The sequence below is a fragment of the Bradyrhizobium sp. 2S1 genome (assembly GCF_011516625.5).
Taxonomy (GTDB): Bacteria; Pseudomonadota; Alphaproteobacteria; order Rhizobiales; family Xanthobacteraceae; genus Bradyrhizobium; species Bradyrhizobium septentrionale.
The window spans coordinates 2744725-2766085 of record NZ_CP147717.1; the positions used below are offsets into that span (position 1 = coordinate 2744725).

Consider the following 21361-nt stretch of genomic DNA (forward strand, 5'->3'; position numbering starts at 1 on the left):
GAAGATGACGAAGAAGAGCCGCCGGATGCATTCTCCGGCATTCAAGGCGAAGGTTGCTTTGGCTGCGGTCAAAGGCGACAAGACGCTGGCGGAGCTGGCGCAACTGTTTGATGTTCATCCGAACCAGATCACGATCTGGAAAAACCAGCTCCTGGAAGGCGCCGCCGGCGTGTTTGGGCATGACAAGGCGTCGGCCGAGACGCCGGTCGATTTGAAGGCGTTACATGCCAAGATCGGCGAGCTGGCGTTGGAAAACGATTTTTTGTCCGGCGCGCTCACCAAGGCGGGCCTGCTGAGCGCAAAGCGATGATCGACCGCGGTCATGATCTTTCTATCGTGCGCCAGGCGAAGGTCCTGAAGCTGGCTCGCAGCACGGTCTACTATGAACCTCGGCCAGTTTCGGCCGAGGACCTTGCCTTGATGCGTCGGCTCGATGAGCTGCATCTCGATTATCCCTTCGCGGGAGCGCGTATGCAGCGATCGTTGCTGCGGCGGGAGGGCGTATACGCCGGTCGCCGCCACATCGCGACGCTGATGAAGCGCATGGGGATCGAGGCGGTCTATCGTCGCCCGAACACGAGTAAGCCGGCACCGGGTCACAATATCTACCCGTACCTGTTGCGCGGATTGAAGATCGAGCGGCCCGACCAGGCGTGGGCAATGGACATCACCTACATTCCGATGCGGCGTGGCTTCGTCTATCTCGCGGCGGTCGTCGATGTGTTCAGCCGACGGGTCCTGGCCCATCGCGTCTCGATCACAATGGAGGCGGCCTTCTGCGTCGAAGCGGTCCAGGAGGCGTTGGCGAAGCACGGCAGGCCCGAGATTTTCAACACGGACCAGGGCAGCCAGTTCACCAGCCTCGAGTTCACCGATGTGCTGCTGGACGCGAAGATCGCCATCAGCATGGACGGCAAGGGCGCCTGGCGCGACAACGTGTTTGTCGAGCGGCTCTGGCGCACGGTCAAATACGAAGAAGTTTATCTCCGCGCCTACGACAGCGTGTCCGAGGCGCGAGCGTCAATTGCCAAGTATCTGGCCTTCTACAATCAGGGACGCCCTCACTCGAGCCTTGACGGGCGCACGCCCGACGAGGCTTACTTCGGCACGCAAGCTATGGTGATGGCCGCATGACCGTCGCCGACGATTTTGTCGTCGCTCTGGTCGGGCTACGCCCTCCCGACGCAACGACAAAATCGTAAGGCCCCGCGTTCAGCATAACCCGGCAGGAATCCACTTAAATCCCGCGGGGCGCTGTCCAAACAACCGGCGCCAGCTCTTTCGAAACACCCTACCGATTGCGAAAGCAAGTGGTGGAGCCGGTGTTCGGGCAGATCAAACAGGCAAGAGGCTTCCGCCAGTTCCTGTTGCGGGGCATCGAGAAAGTGCGCGCCGAGTGGACAATGATCTGCACCGTCCATAACCTCCTCAAGCTGTTCAACCTCGCAAACGCAGCCTGAGCCTGCTACTCTACAACAAATGCCCGTCACGAAAACATATCTGGACGGGCTCCTAGTGAACAGACGCGCCAGCGCGCGATGTGATGGTTTCATCCAGGGAACAGCCGGCGTGCTTTCAGGCGCCGGTCGCGGGCCATCCGGCCGGACTGATCCGGTCTCTCATCCATGCTTTGGAGCGTTTTCGAGCGAAGTGGATACCGGTTCGCGTGAAGAAAACGCGTCAAAACAACAAGCTCTAGCAAACGGAAACTGGCGCGCCATGGACTTCGCACCCAATGCCGGCATGCCCGGTGACGTCCTCGTGGTCGAGGACGATCCGATGATCTCGCTCTATTTCGAGGACACCATCCTCGGCTTCGGCGCCCGCACGGTGCGAACCGCTGCGAACGTTGCCCGCGCGCTTGAGCTGATCGCCGAACGGGCACCGGATTTCGCGCTGCTCGACGTCGGCCTGCTCAGGGGCGAAAAGACGTTCGCGATCGCCGAGCGGCTCGATGCGCTGAAGGTGCCTTTCGCGTTCGTCACGGGTTATGGCGCTGATATCAGGCTGCCGGGATCGCTCGCCGACAAGCCGCGGCTGACCAAGCCATGTACGAGCGAAACGCTGGAGGCGGCGCTGAGGCGCAGAGAGAGGTGACAAGCCTAGCGCCGCGATCCGATGCAGAGCCCGGCAAGATCGGCCTCGATCCCCTTGAGGAAGGACAGCGGCGCGCCCGGTGGCACCTTGTCCTTCGCGATCGCGGCCGCGCGCACTGCTGAGGCCTGCTCGGACAAATCCAGGAAGCGCGTCAGCGCCTTCGATTTGTTGCGCTTTGAAAACGCCTCCAGCGCATCTTCGGTGGCCTCAGTCGGATTCTTGCGCAGCAATTCATCGTTGCCGGTCGCCAGCGGCGAGACCGCCGTGAGCTTGATCCGGCTCACCAGCGCGTAGCGGTCGAACTGCTCGAACACCGTGTCGAGGATTTTCGCCTGCTGCATCGGCGCTGCCAGCGCGAGGTATTTTTTGACGTCCGCATTCTGCTGCAGCCTGTCGAGCTCGGCGGCCGCCGGAAATTTCTCGGCATAGACGTTCTGGTCGATCAGCGCATCGGTGCCGTCGATCAGCCGCGCACCCCATTTGATCACGACGTCGCGGCCGCGCGCCTCGAGCTGGCCGGCTTCGATGCCCTTGCTCGCCAGACAGGCGGGATCGGCATTGTCGCGCAGCGATTTACCGAACTCGGCGCTCAACGCCTTGCCATAGGCCGAATTGAAGGCGTCGCGGATCTTCGCCGCCTGCGCATCCTGTGCCGGCTGCGCCGGCGCCAGCGACGGCGCGAGCAGGAGAAGGGCGGCAATCAATGGCGTGGCGCGTCTCAAATCGGCTACTCATCAATCAGGCCCGGCCCGGAAGCGGCTGGGCCTGATATGGTCGCCCGAACCGCTCGCGCGGTTCATCACTGGCCGCGCTGGCCCTGCCTTCACCTCTCCCGCTTGCGGGGGAGGTCGGATTGCATCGAAGATGCAATCCGGGTGGGGGCTCCCTCCGCTAGGTGATTCGCGGTGATACCCCCACCCCGACCCTCCCCCGCAAGCGGCAGGGCTGTCCGGGGAAATTCAACCATAGCAGAGTTCCATCTGGTTGAGGGGCGTTCTGCATTTGCGGCGGCTAGGGTTGATTGGCGGAGGCTTGTCGATGCTGGCGAAGGCTCGCCGGGTGAACAGGAACTGGCTGACGAGTTCGGCGAGCCTGAGCGGCAGCATTTTGATGCAGTTGGTCCGCGCGGCAATGCGCAACAGTAGGTAGGCAATCATCGCAGCAAGCACTTGCAGGCGGATTGCATTGTCGTTGGTGCCGAGGAACTTGCGGATGTCGAGGTGCTGCTTGATCCAGCGGAACAGCAGTTCGATCTGCCACCGGCTCTTGTAGAGGGCGGCGATCTCGACGGCCGTTCGGGTCGTATCGTTGGTGAGAAGCGTGATCACGCCGCCGTTCTCCCGCCTGACCTTGATGCGCCGCAGCGGTATCGGCAAACGCGAGTCGCCCTTACTGGTGAGCTTCACCTCGTCGTCGACGATGATCCTGAAGCCGTCCCCCTTGCTGTTGCGGATGGTGCGATGCCTGACCGCGCGTAGCCGGATGCTCGTCTTCGGCCGGGTCACGAAGAAAGCCTTGCTATCATTGATCTTCTGCCACCAGTCGAAACGGCAATATCCCTTGTCGAACACGTAGGTTGTGCCGGCCTGGATCGGAGTCTGGCGACCGATCTCGATATCGTTGACGTTGGCAGCCGTCACCTCGACGCACTTCGGGATATCGCCCTTGGGATCGTAGACCACGTGCAGCTTCATGCCGCGGATGCGGCCGTTCCACACCGCCCAGGTGCAAACTTTGCCAAGCGGGATCGGACTGGCGTCGATCAGGCGCACCATCTCCTTGCCTTCGCCCCGCAACTGCCGGCTTGCCATCGCCGACAATCGTGCAAAGGTTTGCGCAAAAATGCTGGACGGGCGGCGGGTATTGGCATCCGACAGCGTCGAGCGGGACAACCTGCCGGTGCCCAGATGATAGTGATGCTGAGGATTGGCGTTGAAGCCGGTCACCACGGCGCGCAGGCTGTTGTTCCCGCTCAACTGCGCATAGATCAGCGCTACCAGGTGATCCCAGCTCTTGAACGACTTGTCGTAGGCATCCCCGTCCAGACGATCCACAGCCGTCTGAAACTGCCGCCGATTGATCGGTTCAAGCAGCCTACTAAAAATGCTATCGCGAAATCGCATGCTCGGCCTTCTGTGTCTCGACAACCAGAAAAGACCGATTTGCCTCGGTTTTGCCGAGCATGCACCGCGACACAGTGAATCATTCCCCGGACAGCCCTGCGCAAGCGGGAGAGGGAGTGCAGCAATCCCGTCGCCGCTGTGGTCGGGTCGGACCGGCTTCGGGCCGAGCGTGCTCGCAGCCGGCGCGTTCGTCGTCTACGATCCATTGTGTCGGATTCGACGACGCACAGGCATCGGGAAGCTGTCATGGCGATCAGGACATCTGCCGCTGCGCCCGCAGCGGCGCTATCCCTAGGGCTGCTCCTCGCGCTGCCGGTTGCAACAGGGCCCAGTGCGGTCCTGCCGCTGGCCTCGGCCGTCATCGGTGGTCTCATGTCTCCAGCCGTCGCGGGGCCGGTCGCCCTCACGAACGGGCAATCGGCCGTGCGCGAGACCTACGACAATGCCCTGAAGACCTTCGTCTCGATCCTGCGCCAGCGACGTGCTCAGATCGATTCCAGGCAGCCGCTGCCCAACCTGCCGGGCCAGGCCCTCTATCTTGCCCGCGTCGAGATGATGAGCGCATACAAGGATCTGACCGATGCGCTGCCGTCCAGGATCGGCAGACCCAACAGATTCGGCATCCCTCCGGCCTATTTTGACGCCGACAATGAGCCGCTGCTCGATGAGTACAGGGCGCTGTTTGACGTGATGGAGGCGCCGCCCGCGAGCGCACAAGGATCCGATACGCCGTTCAAGGACGTGGTCGACCTTGCGACCGCGATCGCGCGCGCCAGGGGGCTGGATGCCGCGAACGCCGCCGCCGCCGGCCGTATCAGCCTCGGCCTTTTCTTCGCGGAGACGAACGGCAAACAAAATGCCGGCAATGCGCGGTCGAACACCTACAAGGGAAGCCTGCAGACTGGTCCGTCCGAGGATCGCAACGGTCAAAGGAAGTGGTCAGCCATCAAGGGATCGATCGCAGCCCTCGATCCGGCACTGAGCCGTCGCGACGACAGGGAAGAAGCGCGGGCTGGCAATCTCGATCACCGGTTCAATCACTGGACCGCGGTACGGGATGCGCTCATGAACGCGCACGCGGATATTTTCCCGCAGGTCCCCGCGATCGCAAAAGCTCTGCCCGATCCGATCGATCAAATGAAGCTCTTCGAGCTCATCCAGATCATTCCCACCCCGACCAGGGCCGCGCTGCAGTCAGGCAACCTCGTCGGCTACAGAATCTCCGATCCCAGGATCATGGGATATTTGCGAAACAACAGCATCTTCGCGTTCGGCCGGGCCGACAGAGCAAGAACGTCTGCGACCTTCCGCGAAATCCTCGATGCGATGTGGCTGTTCAACGCCAAGTTCGAGCAGGCGCTTGCCAGGCTCAAGGAGATCGAGACCGGCAAGCAGGGATGACATCGGCTGGCGCCGATCGGATCGCGTTTTCGCTGAGAGCTCGGGACGTCACAGGGCGATCAGAGCGGACCGAGGAGCGCCCATCGCGGCTCGCAGAATTCCTTCACGGCAGAAGCGACGCCGCTGCTGATGATGTTGCGGCGCTCGGGCGAGTCCATCTTGAGTTCTTCGTCGCGGTTGATGATCGAGCCCGCCTCCAGCAGGACTGATGGCATCGCGGTCTTTCGGAGCACGATCAGCTCGTCATAGCTGTAGACGCCGGTTTCCTTGTTCAGCAGCGGGTGCTGGTAGCGACCCATGATGGCCTGGCTGTATTGCTCGGCATACTGAAGCCCCTGGGCCTTCATTTCCCCGGCGACCAGTTCGGCGAACCGGAGGCTCGTCTTGAACTCCGGATTGTCCCGGGAGACGAAAACCGAGTAACCGCTGAAGCGATCGCTGAAGTGGCTTTTCTTTCCCTCGAATTCCCAGTCCTCGAGCATTTTGTTGGGCACGGAGTCATGGTGGATCGACAGCAGGAGATCGGCGTGCAAATTGTTGGCGGCGGCGACCCGCTTGAAGAGGCTGGGTCTGGCCCTGCCTTCGGTCAGAAGCAGCCTGGTCTCAGTAAAGCCTTCGGCCTTCAACCTCTCCTCGATCAGCCGTGCAAGGCGCAGGTTGAAGGCGAACTCGGTGACGTTCCGCGCGCTGATCGCGCCTTCCGATTCGGCGGTATGTCCGACATCCAGAACGATCCGGAATGTCGAGGGATCGCATTTGGCTGCGGCCGGCTTGAGCACGGACGGCGGCAGGGCGACCGGCCCAAGGGCGGCAAGCCGCGTGGCGCGGTGCTTCGGCTGAGCGCGGTGCCTTGCCAATTTGGCCGGCCGTGCCGACTTCGCGCGCTTTGGCGATTTGGCGTGCTTGGATGAAGTCTTGAAAAGATCAGGCAGCCAGCCGGCATCGCTGACTTCGATCGGCAACAGCGCGAACACGGCAATCACAACGACAGCCAAGCGGCGCGGCCGCAACCCCGCGACGATGCCGCCCAGCACGCGAATCAACTCGCAGCGCCTCATGCTCCGCCCCCCTTCGGGCGCCCCCAGCATAATGGCTCTGATGTCGATACCGGAAGAGGCCGGTGACGTCCATCCCCGGCCAATTGCGACGCCCTTGCCTTGGGCAAGGGCGCACAGGACGGTGAGTGCGGTTCCGTCGCGGCCGCGACCCGATTACACCGGCTTCGGGTCGAGCGTGATCGCCCACAGCTCGGCGTCGACGCGGTCGCGCAGGCTCACCGTCATCTGGCCGCTTTTGCCGTCGATCCTGACGTGGCCGAAGAACTGCATGCCGGCCGACGGCGGCAGGTTCTGGTTCGCTTCGCCCGGCGCCTTGATGAATTTCACCTCGGGTCCAAACGTGTTGTCGAGCTCGTTCGGACCGAACGTGCCGGCGTGCAGCGGGCCGGAGACGAATTCCCAGAACGGATCGAACTCCTGGAACTGCGCCTTGTTCGGGTTGTAGTAGTGCGCGGCCGCGTAGTGCACGTCGGCGGTCAGCCACACCGTGTTGACGATGCCGGCGGTCTTGATGAAGCGCAGGATGTCGGCGATCTCGAGCTCGCGGGCGCCGGGCCGTCGCCCTGGGCAAACGCTTCCGAGCCCTTCTTGTTGGCGGCATCGTCATAGACGATCAGCGACAGCGGCATGTCGGAGGCGATCACCTTCCAGGTGGCGCGCGAGTTGAGCAGCGCGCGCTTCAGCCAGGCCATCTGGTCCGGCCCGATGAAATAGGCGTCGGGGCCGTATTGCTCCTGCAGGTTCGGACCGTTGGGGCCGCGATAGCTGCGCTCGTCAAGCATGAACACGTCGAGATGCGGCCCGTAGCTCAGCGTACGATAGACGCGGCCCGGCTCGACGATGCTCTCGCGCATCGGATACATCTCGTGGAAGGCTTTTGCCGCGCGCGCGGCGAGCACGTTGATGTCGCGCTCCTTGTAGGCGGCCGGCAGCTGCTTCGACAGCGACCAGTTGTTGGTCACCTCGTGGTCGTCCCACTGCACGAAGATCGGCACCTCGGCATTGAAGGCGCGGACATTGCTGTCGAGGAAGTTATATTTGTGCGCGGCCCGGTACTCGTCGAGCGTCTCGGCGACCTTGGCCTTTTCGGGAATCGTGACGTTCTTCCAGACCTTGCCGTCAGGAAGCTTCACCTCGGAAGGGATCACGCCGTCGGCGTAGATAGTGTCGCCGGAGTGCAGCAGGAAATCCGGATTGTGCTTCTTCATCGCGGCGAAGGTGATCATGCCGCCGTCGTCGGGGTTGATGCCCCAGCCCTGGCCGGCGACGTCGCCGCCCCACACGAAGGAGACGTCGCGGCGGTCGCTCGGCGCGGTGCGGAAGCGGCCGACCACGGGCTCACCGACGATGTCGATATGGGCGAGGTCGCGGAACCGGACGCGATAGAAGATGTCCTGGCCGGAGGGCAGGTTCTCCAGCAGCATTTTTGCGGTGAAGTCGCTCTCCGGCAGCGCCGTGATCGGCGGCAGCGCACGGGCATCCTTGAACGACTCAGTGGTGGCGACCTCGACCATCATCTGCGCCGGCCGGTCCGCACGCGCCCACACCACGCCGCCGTCAACGCCGACATCGCCGGACTGCACGCCATGGGTGATCACAGGGCGATCCGCGGCACGCGACAGATAAGGCATCGCGATCACACCCGCACCGGCCGCAGCCGCCGTCGAGAGAAAGCGTCGGCGGGTGAGCTTTCGCGAAAACCGGATCGTCATGGGGAGCCTCCTCAGGTCACAGCGACAATGCGCCGCACGCGTGCCAAGACCTAGAAAAATTCCATGACGGAGAGATTACAGCGGCGGGCACATGTGAGGTGAGCCACGCAAGCCGGGCTCCCTCTCCCGCTTGCGGCAGGGCTGTCCGGGGAATGATTCACTGTGTCGCGGTGCATGCTCGGCAAAACCGAGGCAAATCGGTCTTTTCTGGTTGTCGAGACACAGAAGGCCGAGCATGCGATTTCGCGATAGCATTTTTAGTAGGCTGCTTGAACCGATCAATCGGCGGCAGTTTCAGACGGCTGTGGATCGTCTGGACGGGGATGCCTACGACAAGTCGTTCAAGAGCTGGGATCACCTGGTAGCGCTGATCTATGCGCAGTTGAGCGGGAACAACAGCCTGCGCGCCGTGGTGACCGGCTTCAACGCCAATCCTCAGCATCACTATCATCTGGGCACCGGCAGGTTGTCCCGCTCGACGCTGTCGGATGCCAATACCCGCCGCCCGTCCAGCATTTTTGCGCAAACCTTTGCACGATTGTCGGCGATGGCAAGCCGGCAGTTGCGGGGCGAAGGCAAGGAGATGGTGCGCCTGATCGACGCCAGTCCGATCCCGCTTGGCAAAGTTTGCACCTGGGCGGTGTGGAACGGCCGCATCCGCGGCATGAAGCTGCACGTGGTCTACGATCCCAAGGGCGATATCCCGAAGTGCGTCGAGGTGACGGCTGCCAACGTCAACGATATCGAGATCGGTCGCCAGACTCCGATCCAGGCCGGCACAACCTACGTGTTCGACAAGGGATATTGCCGTTTCGACTGGTGGCAGAAGATCAATGATAGCAAGGCTTTCTTCGTGACCCGGCCGAAGACGAGCATCCGGCTACGCGCGGTCAGGCATCGCACCATCCGCAACAGCAAGGGGGACGGCTTCAGGATCATCGTCGACGACGAGGTGAAGCTCACCAGTAAGGGCGACTCGCGTTTGCCGATACCGCTGCGGCGCATCAAGGTCAGGCGGGAGAACGGCGGCGTGATCACGCTTCTCACCAACGATACGACCCGAACGGCCGTCGAGATCGCCGCCCTCTACAAGAGCCGGTGGCAGATCGAACTGCTGTTCCGCTGGATCAAGCAGCACCTCGACATCCGCAAGTTCCTCGGCACCAACGACAATGCAATCCGCCTGCAAGTGCTTGCTGCGATGATTGCCTACCTACTGTTGCGCATTGCCGCGCGGACCAACTGCATCAAAATGCTGCCGCTCAGGCTCGCCGAACTCGTCAGCCAGTTCCTGTTCACCCGGCGAGCCTTCGCCAGCATCGACAAGCCTCCGCCAATCAACCCTAGCCGCCGCAAATGCAGAACGCCCCTCAACCAGATGGAACTCTGCTATGGTTGAATTTCCCCGGACAGCCCTGCCCTTGCGGGGGAGGGTTGGGAGTGGGGGCTCTCTCCACGAATCATATCGCGGAGGGAGCCCCCACCCGCCGCGCGCGCAAGAGCGCTGCCGAGCGCGTCGGCCTCCCCCGCAAGCGGGAGAGGCGAAAAGAGTTCGCGGATAGAATGCCTACGCCGTCCCCGCCGCCCTGAACTGGCTCGCAGTCCGCTGCAAATTCTGCGGCATGCTCAACAGCAACGCCTTGCGGTCGGCGACGGCGTTGTGGAATTGCTCGAGCGCGATGTTGAACGCGGTCAGCGTGCCTTCCTCGATGGCGCCATGCTCGAAGCAGTCCAGCGTGTGGCGCAGGATATCGTCGGCTTCCGCCTGCAGCTGGTCGAGCTCTTCGGTGGAGTCGCTTTGCCGCGCGGTTTTCAGCATCTCCAGCAGACGCTCGCGCTGCGAGGTGTTGGTGTTGCGCTCGTCCTGCTTGAGATAGCCGGCGAACCACGCGCCGGCCGAGCCCATCGCCGAGAATGCCATCAGGCTCCACCAGATGTAGTCGCTGTAGCGATCGAGGAAGGTCTTCTCCTCGCCGTCGACGAAGGCGGCCGCGCCCGGATGCACCGGAATGGTGGCGTCCTTGTCGGTGTCGGGCGTCTCGATCTTGGCCGCGAGCGGGAAATCGTTCTTGAGCGACTGCCGGATCGCGAACAATTGCCGCGTGAATGCTGCGACCGTCGCGTCCGACACGCCCTTTCGCGCGACAATGTGGTGCGAGAAGCTGATCGTCTTCACTTCGTCATCGGGCCGGTCGGAGGAGCCGAGCGAGCCGGCGGGGATTTCCGCGGCCTCGTAGGCGGGATGGTTCTGGGCGATCGCCTCGGAGGCGTCGATCGGCAGGAAGGCCGGCTCGCCGCCGTCCTTGATCGACGCCGTGATCGCATCGATCGTGATCTTGCTGTTGGCCGGACCGACGGCGAGATAGGCGTCGGCCTTCAGGTTCTTGATGGCGTCCGCGGCCTCATTGGCCGGGAACTGGACGATCTCGACTTTCATCGGGTCGACGCCATACTGCTGCAGGATCAGCTTCAGCAGATTGACATTGGCCGGGGTGCGGCCGACGACGCCGATCTTGCGGCCGGCGAGTTGCGTGATCTTGGTGATCTTCGCGGCTTTGCGGCCCTTCCCCTTTGCCGCCGGCGGGGCCCACATCACCACGACATTCTTGCGCAGCACAGCGACCGCCTGCGCATTCTTCGGCACCTCGAGATCGCCGCGGATGATGGCGAGGTCGGCCTTGCCGTCGGCCAGCGTCTGCGCGCTGGCGGTGGCGCCGTCGGTCTGCACCGGTCTTAGCTTGACCTGGGTGTGCTGCTGGTTGTTGAAGGCCTGCGCCAGCGCCTGAACCACCTTGAGGTCATCGCTGTTGGCGGGACCGACCGCGATCCGCAGCGTCACCGGGCGCACCGCGAAATAATAACCTGCGGTCAGCGCGCCGACGATGGCGAGCGCGCCCGCGATCAAGACGAACATCAGCCGCCGCTTTGCCGAACGCAGCGGCTTGGGCGATATGCTGGCGGGGCCGTCTGTCATCGATCTCGCAATCGTCGGGGCTCAATCTCGCAAACTACCAACGCGCATACATCCCAGATTTATAGCAAATTCCTGAAGATACAGATGTTACATCTGCTTCATGGTTACCAGCGGCGATAGGACGCGATTTTGGCCTTATTTTCGGCTTGGATCCCGCCCGGAGGCCGGTTGTCAGAGCGTTTTCCAGCCAAGTGGACACCGGTTCGCGTGAAGAAAACGCGTCAAAACAAGAATCTAGAGCCCCGTTCCGATTCAATCGGAACGGAATAGGCTCTAGGCTAAGGTCGGCGTCAAACGGGAGGATTGCCATGGTCGAACGGCTGTCAGCGGAAGCAAGGAAGGCCGCCCTTTGGGAGCTGGCCGGCTGGTCGGAGCTGGCCGGGCGGGAGGCGATCGCAAAGACCTTCGTCTTCAAGGACTTCAACGAGGCCTTCGGCTTCATGGCCCGCGCCGCTTTGGTCGCCGAGAAGAACGACCATCACCCTGAATGGAAGAACGTCTACAAGACCGTCGAGGTCGTGCTGGCGACCCACGATGTCGGCGGGCTGACCGAGCGCGACATCGACCTCGCCAAGGCCATGAACGCAATCGCACGGCAGCTTGGGGTCAATTGACCCAGCCAGTCGCAATCTTGCGCCGGTTGGCCGACATCCCCAGATTCGAAGTGTCCGCCGCGAAACTGTCGCGACGTCGAGGAACCCATCGATGACATCGAGCGAACACGATGTGGGATTTGGGCCTGCCGACCGGCTGGCGCAGGACCCGGAAAGCGTGCGCCGCCGCTTCTGGATCAAGTTCAAGAAGGTGGTGGCGAGCCTGCCCTTCGCCGAGGACCTGCTGGCCGCCTATTACTGCGCCTTCGACCGGCAGACGCCGCGCCATGTGCAGGCGGCGCTGCTTGGCGCAATCGCCTATTTCATTCTGCCGTTCGATTTCGTGCCGGACATGCTGCCGATCCTCGGCTTCACCGATGACGCCGCGGTGCTCGCAACCGCGCTGCGCCTGGTGGCGAGCCACATCACGCCGGAGCATCGCGAAGCCGCGCGCGCCGCACTGAAGCGCGGGGTGCCGGACGAGGGAGCACCGCAGGCGTAGTGCGACTTTCGCTCTCTCTTCTCCTTCCCCCTTTCAGGACAGGGCTGTCCGGGGAAATTCAACCATAGCAGAGTTCCATCTGGTTGAGGGGCGTTCTGCATTTGCGGCGGCTAGGGTTGATTGGCGGAGGCTTGTCGATGCTGGCGAAGGCTCGCCGGGTGAACAGGAACTGGCTGACGAGTTCGGCGAGCCTGAGCGGCAGCATTTTGATGCAGTTGGTCCGCGCGGCAATGCGCAACAGTAGGTAGGCAATCATCGCAGCAAGCACTTGCAGGCGGATTGCATTGTCGTTGGTGCCGAGGAACTTGCGGATGTCGAGGTGCTGCTTGATCCAGCGGAACAGCAGTTCGATCTGCCACCGGCTCTTGTAGAGGGCGGCGATCTCGACGGCCGTTCGGGTCGTATCGTTGGTGAGAAGCGTGATCACGCCGCCGTTCTCCCGCCTGACCTTGATGCGCCGCAGCGGTATCGGCAAACGCGAGTCGCCCTTACTGGTGAGCTTCACCTCGTCGTCGACGATGATCCTGAAGCCGTCCCCCTTGCTGTTGCGGATGGTGCGATGCCTGACCGCGCGTAGCCGGATGCTCGTCTTCGGCCGGGTCACGAAGAAAGCCTTGCTATCATTGATCTTCTGCCACCAGTCGAAACGGCAATATCCCTTGTCGAACACGTAGGTTGTGCCGGCCTGGATCGGAGTCTGGCGACCGATCTCGATATCGTTGACGTTGGCAGCCGTCACCTCGACGCACTTCGGGATATCGCCCTTGGGATCGTAGACCACGTGCAGCTTCATGCCGCGGATGCGGCCGTTCCACACCGCCCAGGTGCAAACTTTGCCAAGCGGGATCGGACTGGCGTCGATCAGGCGCACCATCTCCTTGCCTTCGCCCCGCAACTGCCGGCTTGCCATCGCCGACAATCGTGCAAAGGTTTGCGCAAAAATGCTGGACGGGCGGCGGGTATTGGCATCCGACAGCGTCGAGCGGGACAACCTGCCGGTGCCCAGATGATAGTGATGCTGAGGATTGGCGTTGAAGCCGGTCACCACGGCGCGCAGGCTGTTGTTCCCGCTCAACTGCGCATAGATCAGCGCTACCAGGTGATCCCAGCTCTTGAACGACTTGTCGTAGGCATCCCCGTCCAGACGATCCACAGCCGTCTGAAACTGCCGCCGATTGATCGGTTCAAGCAGCCTACTAAAAATGCTATCGCGAAATCGCATGCTCGGCCTTCTGTGTCTCGACAACCAGAAAAGACCGATTTGCCTCGGTTTTGCCGAGCATGCACCGCGACACAGTGAATCATTCCCCGGACAGCCCTGCCTGAAAGGGGGAAGGTCGGGATGGGGGGAGGCGACGCTGTATCTGCGGAGAGAGCAGATCCCCACCCGCTTTGCTCTGCGAGCAAAGCGACCTCCCCTTTTCAAGGGGAGGTTGGAGGCGTAGCCCGGATGGAGCGCAGCGTAATCCGTCGTCCGTTAAGAAGCTGATTTGAGGGCTGACTGAACACTGATGGCCGCGATGAGTGCGGTCAGGAACAGGCACAAGAATTCTCTGAGCCAGGCGAGGATGCGACGGAAGTTTGGCCCACGGCTGAGAGGACGACGTTGGCAGCATCACCGGCGCGGCCTTTGAGATAGCAGCGCCCGAGATGACCCTCGGCCTTCAGGTGTCCGATGATGGGCTCGATGCTGGAGCGGCGGCGCAGCTCGCGTTTGATGACACCGAAGACGCCGCGCTTCTGGCCGGAGATGAAGACGCGACGGGGATTTTGCGCGTCGTGGCCGGGTATCCCTTGTCAACGTAGGCCCGCTCGATCGGACAGCCGGTGAGTGCCTCGGTGCGGTCCATGACGTCCCGCAAGGTGTGGCCGTCGTAGGGGTTATCGGGCAGCGCCCTGGCGTGCAGCACGAACAGGCCACCGGGAGCCCGGCGGTTGTTGGTGACGATGGAGGCCTTGACGCCGAACTCGTAAGGTGCGCTGGCCTTACCCTTGCCGATGCACTCCACCTCCGGGGCATGGAAGGAATACAGCTTCCAGCCGCGCTGGCGCTGCTGTTGCGAGCGGATCTGCGTGGCCCGGCCAAGCGGGAGGGCGAATGCCTGCTCCAGTGCCGGCTGTCCCTCGATCTTGCGGCGGATGTCGCGGATGATCCGGCCCAGGCGGCTGCGCAGGATACGCAACTGGCGCTGATGCCGCCTGAACTGTTTGGCGTGGGCATAGCGACCCGCCATCATCGCGGCGGCCTTGGCGGCGCGAGAATAGGATTGCCGCAGCCTGACGCCGTGCCTTCTCGCCAGGCGGTTGAGCCCCTTGATAGCTGCATGCAGCAGCTTGGCATCGGTCGGAAAGGTGATGGCCTTCGGCTGCACCGTGGTGTCGACCGTGACCCGCTTGAGGTCGTTGCTGCGCAAGGCGCCTGCGCCGTGCGCCGCCCGCAGGCTCTCGGCCAGCAGTAACTCCAGCTTGTCGCCGAGCCGCTTGCGCCAATGGCTCAGGTCCGAGCGCTCGTGCGGGAAGGTGTGCTGGAAAAACTCTTCGCCGGTGAAGAACTGGAAATATGGGTCGTGGACCCAGCGCTCGCACACCCCCTCATCGGACAACCCGTAAATGTGCTTGAGCAACAACAGCCCGATCATGAACCGGGTCTCGATCCCCGGCCGGCCGTTCTCGCTGTAGAGCGGTGCGATCTCGCCGTCGATCCAGTCCCAATCGATCTTGCCGGCAAGCAGAACCAGCTCGTGCTTCATGTTGATGATCTGGTCCAGCCGCGCCCGGAACAGATCGTTCGATCCCGTCGTCTTGTGCTTCTTCGGCCGCATCGTCCCCTCCGATGCACCACAGAATCATGGTCCGCAGCGAAAGGGAATCTGGAAAACGAAATTGCAAGGTTTGGGCTTCTCAAGCCCCCAATCCCTGCAATCTCAAATGCCTCCGCATCCGAAAAACAGATTCCCGCTCAATCGCTTAGAGGCTTGTTCACGGACGACTAATCCGGGGTGAGACCGTCAGCTCACGCACGAGGCCCGGATTAGGCTGCGCTCCATCCGGTCCCGGGAGGCTACCGTTTCTCGCCGGCGCGCAGTTGGGAACGCGTGTTTTTTTCTGCGTCCCACGCCTGGAACTGCTTGAACAGCGTCTCCTTGTCGGCGTCGCTCTGCAGACGTGCGGCCGCCGGGCTCTGCTTCAGGAATTCATCGAAACGGCTGCGCGAGACGGCTTCGACGCCATGGCGGTCGAGCCATTGCTGGGCCACCGGCAGGCGTTGCCAACCCGGCAGCGGTGCCGACAGCGAGACCTCCCGCCACTTCGGATGGAACGGCGGATTCTGGAATGTCGGAAATTTGGTGAAGAACGCATCCACGAAATTAGCCAGCTTGTGGTAGCGCTCGGTGTTCGGCGCCCAGTTGTAGGCCGCAAGCACGGCAGGAACGGCGATCGTGTCGACGCGATCCTCGCCCGAAATCAGGTTGGGATAGTCCTTGGCCGACAGGCTCGCGGGCAGATAGTCGCCCTGCAACGGCTTCTCGTAGTTGACCGTCACCAGGTGGAACCGATCGTCCTTGAAGCCGCTCACGGACTTGTAAGGCTTGCCGCCACACACGATCACGGCGTCGATTTCGCCGGCCTTCAATTTCTCCAGCGCGATGCGCTGCTCGACATAGACGACCTTCGGCTTCATTCCGAGCCGCTCGAACACGGTCAGCGCGGTCACGAAGGTGCCGCCATTGGGAAGGTCGACGCTGACGGTCTTGCCCTCGAGGTCCCTGAGATTGCGGATCGATTTCGACGCGATCACATGCATCTCTTCGTTATAGAGCTTGGTCACGTAGGTGAATTGTTTCTTGATATCTTTCGCGATGCCCTTCCGCTCGAGATATTCGAGCGTGTCAGACCGAACGATGCCGAGATCGACACCCTGCAGAAACAGGATGTCGGCGACGCTCTGCACCGAGCCGCGCCCGACGATCGGCAGGATGCGCAACTTGTTGCCGTCGTCGAGCACGGAGGCGAGATCGGCGCCGAACTGAACATAGGTGCCGCCGATCGTGCCCGAGATCAGCGTGACCGTGTTGGCGTTGAGGGCCTGCTTGGTGCTTGCGGAGCCGTACTGAAAGATCGCCTTCAGGCTGTCGCTGACCTTGGCCGGGTCGAATTCGGTCTGCTCGGCCCGTGCCGCCAGGCCCCAAATCATCATGCCTGTGAAAAGTACCAATCCAAACAAGCGTCGCATGTGTCCCTCGAGATGAGCCTAGTTTTGCAATTGCGCGAGGCGTTGCTGTGCGGGCTGCGAGCCGAGTTCGGCAGCCTTGCGATACCAGAAGCGCGCTGCCTCCGGATCGGGCGTGATGCTCCGTTTGTCCAAGGTCCCCAGCACGTCGGGATCGTAGGTGCGCGCCAGCAACAGTGCCGCATCCGCGTCCTGCGCATCCGCGGCCCGCTCGAGCAGCAGCCGTGCCGATACGATGTCGCCGATCGCAAGCAGGCTGTTGGCCCGCTTCAGGAGGCCTGCGACGTCATCCGGATCGAGGCGTCTTGCCGGTGGCGCCGCCGGTGGTGGTGGCTCGATCGGTGCAGCCACAGGCGTTTCGCGCGCAACGACGTCGCTCTTGATCGCTTCCTGATAGGCGGCGGCGATCTGCGCGCGTGACGGCGGGCTTGCAGTGGCGGGCGACACCTCGGTGGCTATGGCGCGAACCGCTTCCGCGATTTCCGCGCGGGCCTCGATCGGCGAGACGCCGACCAGCGCGGCCTTGGCACTCACGACCGCGTCGCGCACGCTGCCGATGGACCACAGCCCGACCACCGCAGCCGCGACAAGTGCGACGGCCGAAATCGTCAGCAGGCTGGTGCGGAGGCGCGAACGTGGAATCGTGGTGCGCCCGTGCCAATCCGCGTCGTCGATTGGGCTCGAAAGAAAAAGCGGGGCGGGTTCGTCCGCGCCGATGTCGATGGCTGCCCGATGCGGTCGCCGGTAGCGATAAGGTGCAAATTCGGGATCGTTGATATCAGCGTTGATCGCGTCGCGTGGCGGATCGCTGCCGTGAACGTGTGTTGGCTTCCCCACCATGATGATGCTTCCCCGATACTATGACGCAACAATCGGGCATCTCTGGTGTCTGGTTGTTGTTCTTGTTGGGGTCCCTGAGCGCCCGTTACGGACTCTTAATCGCCTTGCGATTGGGCCCAAAAAGCGACCTTGGTCGCTTCGAATCGGGAGAAATTTGGGTTTGATTGCGGCAGCGCGCGCCAATTCAGAGAAAACTCACAAGGTTTGCTCACGATTGCGCGCGCCGCGCTGAAGCGCGGGGTGCCAGCGGAGGAGGAGTGAGCTCTCTCTTCTCCTTCCCCCTGAAAGGGGGAAGGTCGGGATGGGGGTCGGCCGCAGACTACACTGTGTGCGGAAAGACCAGATCCCACCCGCTTTGCTCTCGCGAGTGAAGCGACCTCCCCTTTCCAAGGGGAGGTGAAGCGAGAACGCGGATGCAGATTCGGCACAACAGGGAAGGCTTGCGATGATCGACCATATCGGCTTTTCGGTCTCCGACTATCAGCGCGCGAAGGCGTTTTACCAGACGGCGCTGGCGCCGCTCGGTTACGGCCTGATTATGGAAGTGCCGGCGGAAGTGACCGGGCACGCGCCCGCGGCGGGGTTTGGCGCCAACGGCAAGCCGGACTTCTGGATCGGCGGCGAAGGCGCGTCGAACAAGCCGGTGCATATCGCGATTGTGGCCAAGGACCGCGCCACCGTCGACGCCTTCTACAAGGCTGCGATAGCAGCCGGCGGCCGCGACAACGGTGCGCCCGGCGTCCGCGCGCATTATCACCCGAACTATTACGGCGCGTTCGTGCTCGATCCCGACGGGCACAATATCGAAGCGGTCTGCCACACGCCCGGATGAGGCGCACGGGAACGCCGCGGCGCGCGATTCGTTATCGCTTCGAATTTCGATGGAGCAATCAATGAACACGACGCGACCCTGCGTCGGCGACAACGGCAAGGTCTCGATGTGATGCCGATCGAGCCTCCCGAGACTCCACCATCAACGCCGGGCACGCCGAGCGAACCGCCACCCGGCATTCCGCCGGGAAGTCCGCAGCCTGAAATTCCAGCGCCGGTGCGCGAGCCCGGCGAGCCGCCGCGACCGGACGAGTTGCCGGGCAACACGCCCGACGAATTACCGGTGCGCGGACCGCCGGGACCATCCGGTCCACCATCTGCGACAGATTGACTCGCTGCGGGGTGAATCACCTCCGCGCCTCAGTTCCACATCGGTTGCAACTATGTCCGAGCGTTTCTCCTGAATGCGCAGTGAACAATCGCACATGCAACCCGTTATAATGTCGAAATAAACTTCGCCGATGATTCGTGGCTCGCCACAATCCGGCCTAACGGCTGGCCGTTCATCGTCCTGCCGAATTGTTCGGTTCTCAGTTTTCTTTCCTGCCAGAACTTTCCGCCCGGGGACTTCAAGACCATGACAAAGCTTCGTCTCGTGCTGCTTGCCACGACTGCGCTGACGGTGATGCAATTCGCCACCTCAGCGTCGCACGCCCAAACCTCGCCGCTGGTCGTCGCACAGGCGCAGCCAAAGGAAGAAACCGGACCTGACGGAAAGCCGAAGCCACGGCCCGCGCCGGGTGCTCCTGCACATCCGGCACCGCCCGCAGCGGCGCCGCATCCGCAGGCACCACCTCCGGCAGCTGCGCCGCCTGCGCGTCCGACACCGCCACCGCCGCCACCCGCCGCTGCTCCGGCACGCCCGACGCCGCCACCTCCGCCCGCCGCTGCACCTGCGCGCCCCACACCACCCCCGCCGCCCGCGGCTGCGCCCGCACGCCCCACACCGCCCGCCGCGCCCGCACGGCCGGAGCCGCCCGCGGCTGCACCGGCGAAGCCGACCCCGCCGCCGCCGGCCGCAGCTCCCGCGCGTCCGACGCCGCCGCCTGCCGCAGCACCGCAACGTCCGGCGACGCCTCCGCCGCCTCCACCCCCGGCTGCGCATACGCCGCCAACGCCTGCACCGGGCGCAGGTCCCGCAGCACGCCCCGCGACGCCGCCGCCTCCCGCAGCAGCAACGCCTGCGCCTGCGACGCCGACAGCTCCGACAACGGCGCCCGCCGAACGCCGGCCTGGCGATCGTCCGGGTGGTGAACGTCCTGGTGGTGAACGTCCTGGCGGCGCCAAGCAACCGCCGGGCACGCCGCCCGCCGCGACATCTCCGGCAACCCCCGCGCCTTCGGCGACGACGCCTCCCGCAGCGGGACAGCCGCCGGCACGACCGGGCACACCGCCCGCCGCAACACCCGGTGCGACCCCGACGCCGGGTCAGCAGGGACGTCCGGCTACACCGCCCGGAACACCGGCGACCCCAGGCGCCGCAATGGGCGCGCCCGGCGCAACGCCGACGCCAGCGGCGCCAGGTCAGCAGGGACGTCCGGCCACACCGCCCGGAACGCCGGCGACCCCAGGCGCCGCAATGGGCGCTCCCGGCGCTGCTCCCAGCGTAGCCCCGGCTCCCGGTCAGCCGGGACGCCCGGGCACTCCGCCGGCCGCTGGTGCTGCGCCCGCAGTGCCGCCCGCCGCGGGAGCCGCGATGGGCGCACCATCGGCGCGTCCAGCCGGCCCCTCGGCGCCGGGTGTCGTCCCCGGCTCGGCAGCCGCAACGCCGCCGCCCGGCCAATCGCAATACGCCCCGCCGACGGTTTCCTCGGCGTTCCGGGCCGCGCCAACGGTTTCAGCACCGCTGCCGCCGGCGCCGCGGCATGACAATCTGAGGCCGCTCGCGATCGGCGCCGCGGTCGGTGCCGGCGTGGTGGCCGGCGCCGTCATCGGCGCGACCATCGCCGACCTGCACAACCAGCGCCAGGAGGTCGTCGAAGGCGGCCGCACCATCTACACCGAGCCGGACCGCATCATCATCCGCGATCCGGGCGGACAGGCCTATGTCCGCGGCGACGATAATTATCGCTTCCGCTATGGCGCCCGCGACATCCGCACCGAGACGATCGGCGGCGAGACCCGCACCGTCGTGATCCGTCCTGACGGCAGCGAGATCATCACCGTGGTCGGTCCCGACGGGCAGATGCTGCGCCGGATCCGCAGGGATCAGGGTGGCCGCGAGCTCGTCATCATCGACAACTCCTATCGCGATCCGGCCGCGGTCGGCGGCTTCTATGTCGACCTGCCACCACCGGTGGTCCGGATCCCCTATGATCGCTATATCGTCGAGTCCGACAGCGCGGCGCCTGATGTGATCTACGACACCATGGAGGCCCCGCCGGTTGACCGGATCGCGCGGCGCTATTCGCTCGACGAAATCCGCTACAGCCCGAACGTGCGCATGTTGATGCCGTCGATCGACGTCAACAGCATCAACTTCGACTTAGGGTCCTGGCAGATTCCCCCGGATCAGGCGGCGAAGCTGCAGGCGATCGCCGACGGCCTCAACCGTGCCATCCAGCGCAATCCGCGCGAGGTGTTCCTGATCGAGGGCCATACCGACGCGACCGGCAACGACACCGACAATCTGTCGCTGTCCGACCGCCGTGCGCAATCCGCGGCCGAGCTGTTGACGCAGCAGTTCGGCGTGCCGGCCGAGAACCTGACCTCGCAGGGCTATGGCTCGCAATATCTGAAGGAGCAGACCGACGGACCGAGCCGCATCAACCGGCGCGTCACCGTCCGCCGCATCACCCCGCTGCTCAACGGCGGCACCGCCTCCGCCGCACCGCCGCCGCGCTGAGCGGGCGACATCACGATACGAAATGGCCGGGAGCGATCCCGGCCATTTTTGTTTTTCTCCTTCCCCCTGAAAGGCAGGGCTGTCCGGGGAATGATTCACTGTGTCGCGGTGCATGCTCGGCAAAACCGAGGCAAATCGGTCTTTTCTGGTTGTC

General features: G+C 63.7%; 17 protein-coding genes and 2 pseudogenes. 10 read left to right on the plus strand and 9 right to left on the minus strand.

From position 1 onward, the window contains the following. Positions 1 to 4 precede the first annotated feature (4 nt). The 3 genes from HAP54_RS13000 (at position 5) to HAP54_RS13010 (ending at position 2097) form a co-directional block, all read left to right on the plus strand. A protein-coding gene (locus HAP54_RS13000) for an IS3-like element ISRj2 family transposase (RefSeq protein WP_166307802.1) occupies positions 5 to 1134 on the plus strand; the annotation gives its coding sequence in 2 pieces (ribosomal slippage) (positions 5 to 257 and positions 257 to 1134; 1131 coding nt in all). 107 nt (positions 1135 to 1241) lie between these two features. Then, on the plus strand, positions 1242 to 1460 hold the full coding sequence (locus HAP54_RS13005; RefSeq protein WP_414646219.1) for a transposase: 219 nt from the start codon (positions 1242 to 1244) through the stop codon (positions 1458 to 1460). A gap of 259 nt (positions 1461 to 1719) precedes the next feature. Next, positions 1720 to 2097: a response regulator gene (locus HAP54_RS13010; RefSeq protein ID WP_166307805.1), complete on the plus strand. Its 378-nt coding sequence runs from the start codon at positions 1720 to 1722 to the stop codon at positions 2095 to 2097. A gap of 5 nt (positions 2098 to 2102) precedes the next feature. On the opposite strand, the gene HAP54_RS13015 is transcribed toward HAP54_RS13010, so the two are convergent. Together HAP54_RS13015 and HAP54_RS13020 are read right to left on the minus strand one after the other, a co-directional pair. Continuing rightward, positions 2103 to 2801: a hypothetical protein gene (locus tag HAP54_RS13015; protein WP_166300456.1), complete on the minus strand. Its 699-nt coding sequence runs from the start codon at positions 2799 to 2801 to the stop codon at positions 2103 to 2105. Between the two features lie 255 nt (positions 2802 to 3056). Then, positions 3057 to 4220 carry an IS4 family transposase gene (locus HAP54_RS13020; protein WP_166298459.1) on the minus strand — a complete coding sequence of 388 codons (1164 nt, stop codon included), beginning with the start codon at positions 4218 to 4220 and terminating at the stop codon, positions 3057 to 3059. A 372-nt stretch (positions 4221 to 4592) separates the two neighbouring features. Here HAP54_RS13020 and HAP54_RS13025 point away from each other — a divergent pair, with 372 nt between their 5' ends. Further along, positions 4593 to 5621, plus strand: a complete 1029-nt coding sequence (locus HAP54_RS13025; RefSeq protein WP_224741937.1) for a hypothetical protein — start codon at positions 4593 to 4595, stop codon at positions 5619 to 5621. Between the two features lie 59 nt (positions 5622 to 5680). Here the strand turns inward: HAP54_RS13025 and HAP54_RS13030 are convergent, their stop codons facing one another. Both HAP54_RS13030 and HAP54_RS13035 read right to left on the minus strand, forming a co-directional pair. Continuing rightward, complete coding sequence (locus tag HAP54_RS13030) at positions 5681 to 6679, minus strand: N-acetylmuramoyl-L-alanine amidase (protein WP_224741275.1); 999 nt, start codon at positions 6677 to 6679, stop codon at positions 5681 to 5683. A gap of 153 nt (positions 6680 to 6832) precedes the next feature. Then, positions 6833 to 8391, minus strand: a pseudogene (locus HAP54_RS13035) (alkaline phosphatase D family protein). Between the two features lie 235 nt (positions 8392 to 8626). Here HAP54_RS13035 and HAP54_RS13040 point away from each other — a divergent pair. Further along, positions 8627 to 9790 carry an IS4 family transposase gene (locus tag HAP54_RS13040; protein ID WP_166298459.1) on the plus strand — a complete coding sequence of 388 codons (1164 nt, stop codon included), beginning with the start codon at positions 8627 to 8629 and terminating at the stop codon, positions 9788 to 9790. 168 nt (positions 9791 to 9958) lie between these two features. Here HAP54_RS13040 and HAP54_RS13045 read toward each other — a convergent pair whose 3' ends face one another. Beyond that, positions 9959 to 11365 carry a TAXI family TRAP transporter solute-binding subunit gene (locus HAP54_RS13045; RefSeq protein ID WP_224741274.1) on the minus strand — a complete coding sequence of 469 codons (1407 nt, stop codon included), beginning with the start codon at positions 11363 to 11365 and terminating at the stop codon, positions 9959 to 9961. A 308-nt stretch (positions 11366 to 11673) separates the two neighbouring features. On the opposite strand from HAP54_RS13045, the gene HAP54_RS13050 reads away from it, so the two are divergent. Then, positions 11674 to 11979 carry a 4a-hydroxytetrahydrobiopterin dehydratase gene (locus HAP54_RS13050; protein WP_166300458.1) on the plus strand — a complete coding sequence of 102 codons (306 nt, stop codon included), beginning with the start codon at positions 11674 to 11676 and terminating at the stop codon, positions 11977 to 11979. A gap of 91 nt (positions 11980 to 12070) precedes the next feature. Next, a complete protein-coding gene (locus HAP54_RS13055) occupies positions 12071 to 12460 on the plus strand; it encodes a YkvA family protein (protein WP_166300460.1) in 390 nt (129 codons plus the stop codon). A gap of 58 nt (positions 12461 to 12518) precedes the next feature. Here HAP54_RS13055 and HAP54_RS13060 read toward each other — a convergent pair whose 3' ends face one another. The 4 genes and pseudogenes from HAP54_RS13060 to HAP54_RS13075 all read right to left on the minus strand — a co-directional run bounded on the left by HAP54_RS13060 (position 12519) and on the right by HAP54_RS13075 (position 17531). Beyond that, positions 12519 to 13682, minus strand: coding sequence for an IS4 family transposase (locus HAP54_RS13060; RefSeq protein ID WP_166298459.1), 1164 nt, complete (start codon positions 13680 to 13682; stop codon positions 12519 to 12521). A gap of 255 nt (positions 13683 to 13937) precedes the next feature. Then, positions 13938 to 15282: pseudogene (locus HAP54_RS13065) on the minus strand (IS5 family transposase). A gap of 239 nt (positions 15283 to 15521) precedes the next feature. Beyond that, positions 15522 to 16694 (minus strand): TAXI family TRAP transporter solute-binding subunit, encoded by a 1173-nt coding sequence (locus tag HAP54_RS13070; RefSeq protein WP_166300461.1) that lies wholly within the window; start codon positions 16692 to 16694, stop codon positions 15522 to 15524. A gap of 18 nt (positions 16695 to 16712) precedes the next feature. Continuing rightward, complete coding sequence (locus tag HAP54_RS13075; RefSeq protein ID WP_166300463.1) at positions 16713 to 17531, minus strand: SEL1-like repeat protein; 819 nt, start codon at positions 17529 to 17531, stop codon at positions 16713 to 16715. A 445-nt stretch (positions 17532 to 17976) separates the two neighbouring features. Here HAP54_RS13075 and HAP54_RS13080 point away from each other — a divergent pair, with 445 nt between their 5' ends. The 3 genes from HAP54_RS13080 to HAP54_RS13090 all read left to right on the plus strand — a co-directional run bounded on the left by HAP54_RS13080 (position 17977) and on the right by HAP54_RS13090 (position 21207). Beyond that, entirely contained in the window at positions 17977 to 18363 is a 387-nt protein-coding gene (locus HAP54_RS13080; RefSeq protein ID WP_166300465.1) for a VOC family protein, read from the plus strand. Between the two features lie 111 nt (positions 18364 to 18474). Further along, complete coding sequence (locus HAP54_RS13085) at positions 18475 to 18693, plus strand: hypothetical protein (protein ID WP_166300467.1); 219 nt, start codon at positions 18475 to 18477, stop codon at positions 18691 to 18693. 246 nt (positions 18694 to 18939) lie between these two features. Continuing rightward, positions 18940 to 21207: an OmpA family protein gene (locus HAP54_RS13090; RefSeq protein ID WP_166300469.1), complete on the plus strand. Its 2268-nt coding sequence runs from the start codon at positions 18940 to 18942 to the stop codon at positions 21205 to 21207. The last annotated feature ends 154 nt before the right edge of the window (positions 21208 to 21361 follow it).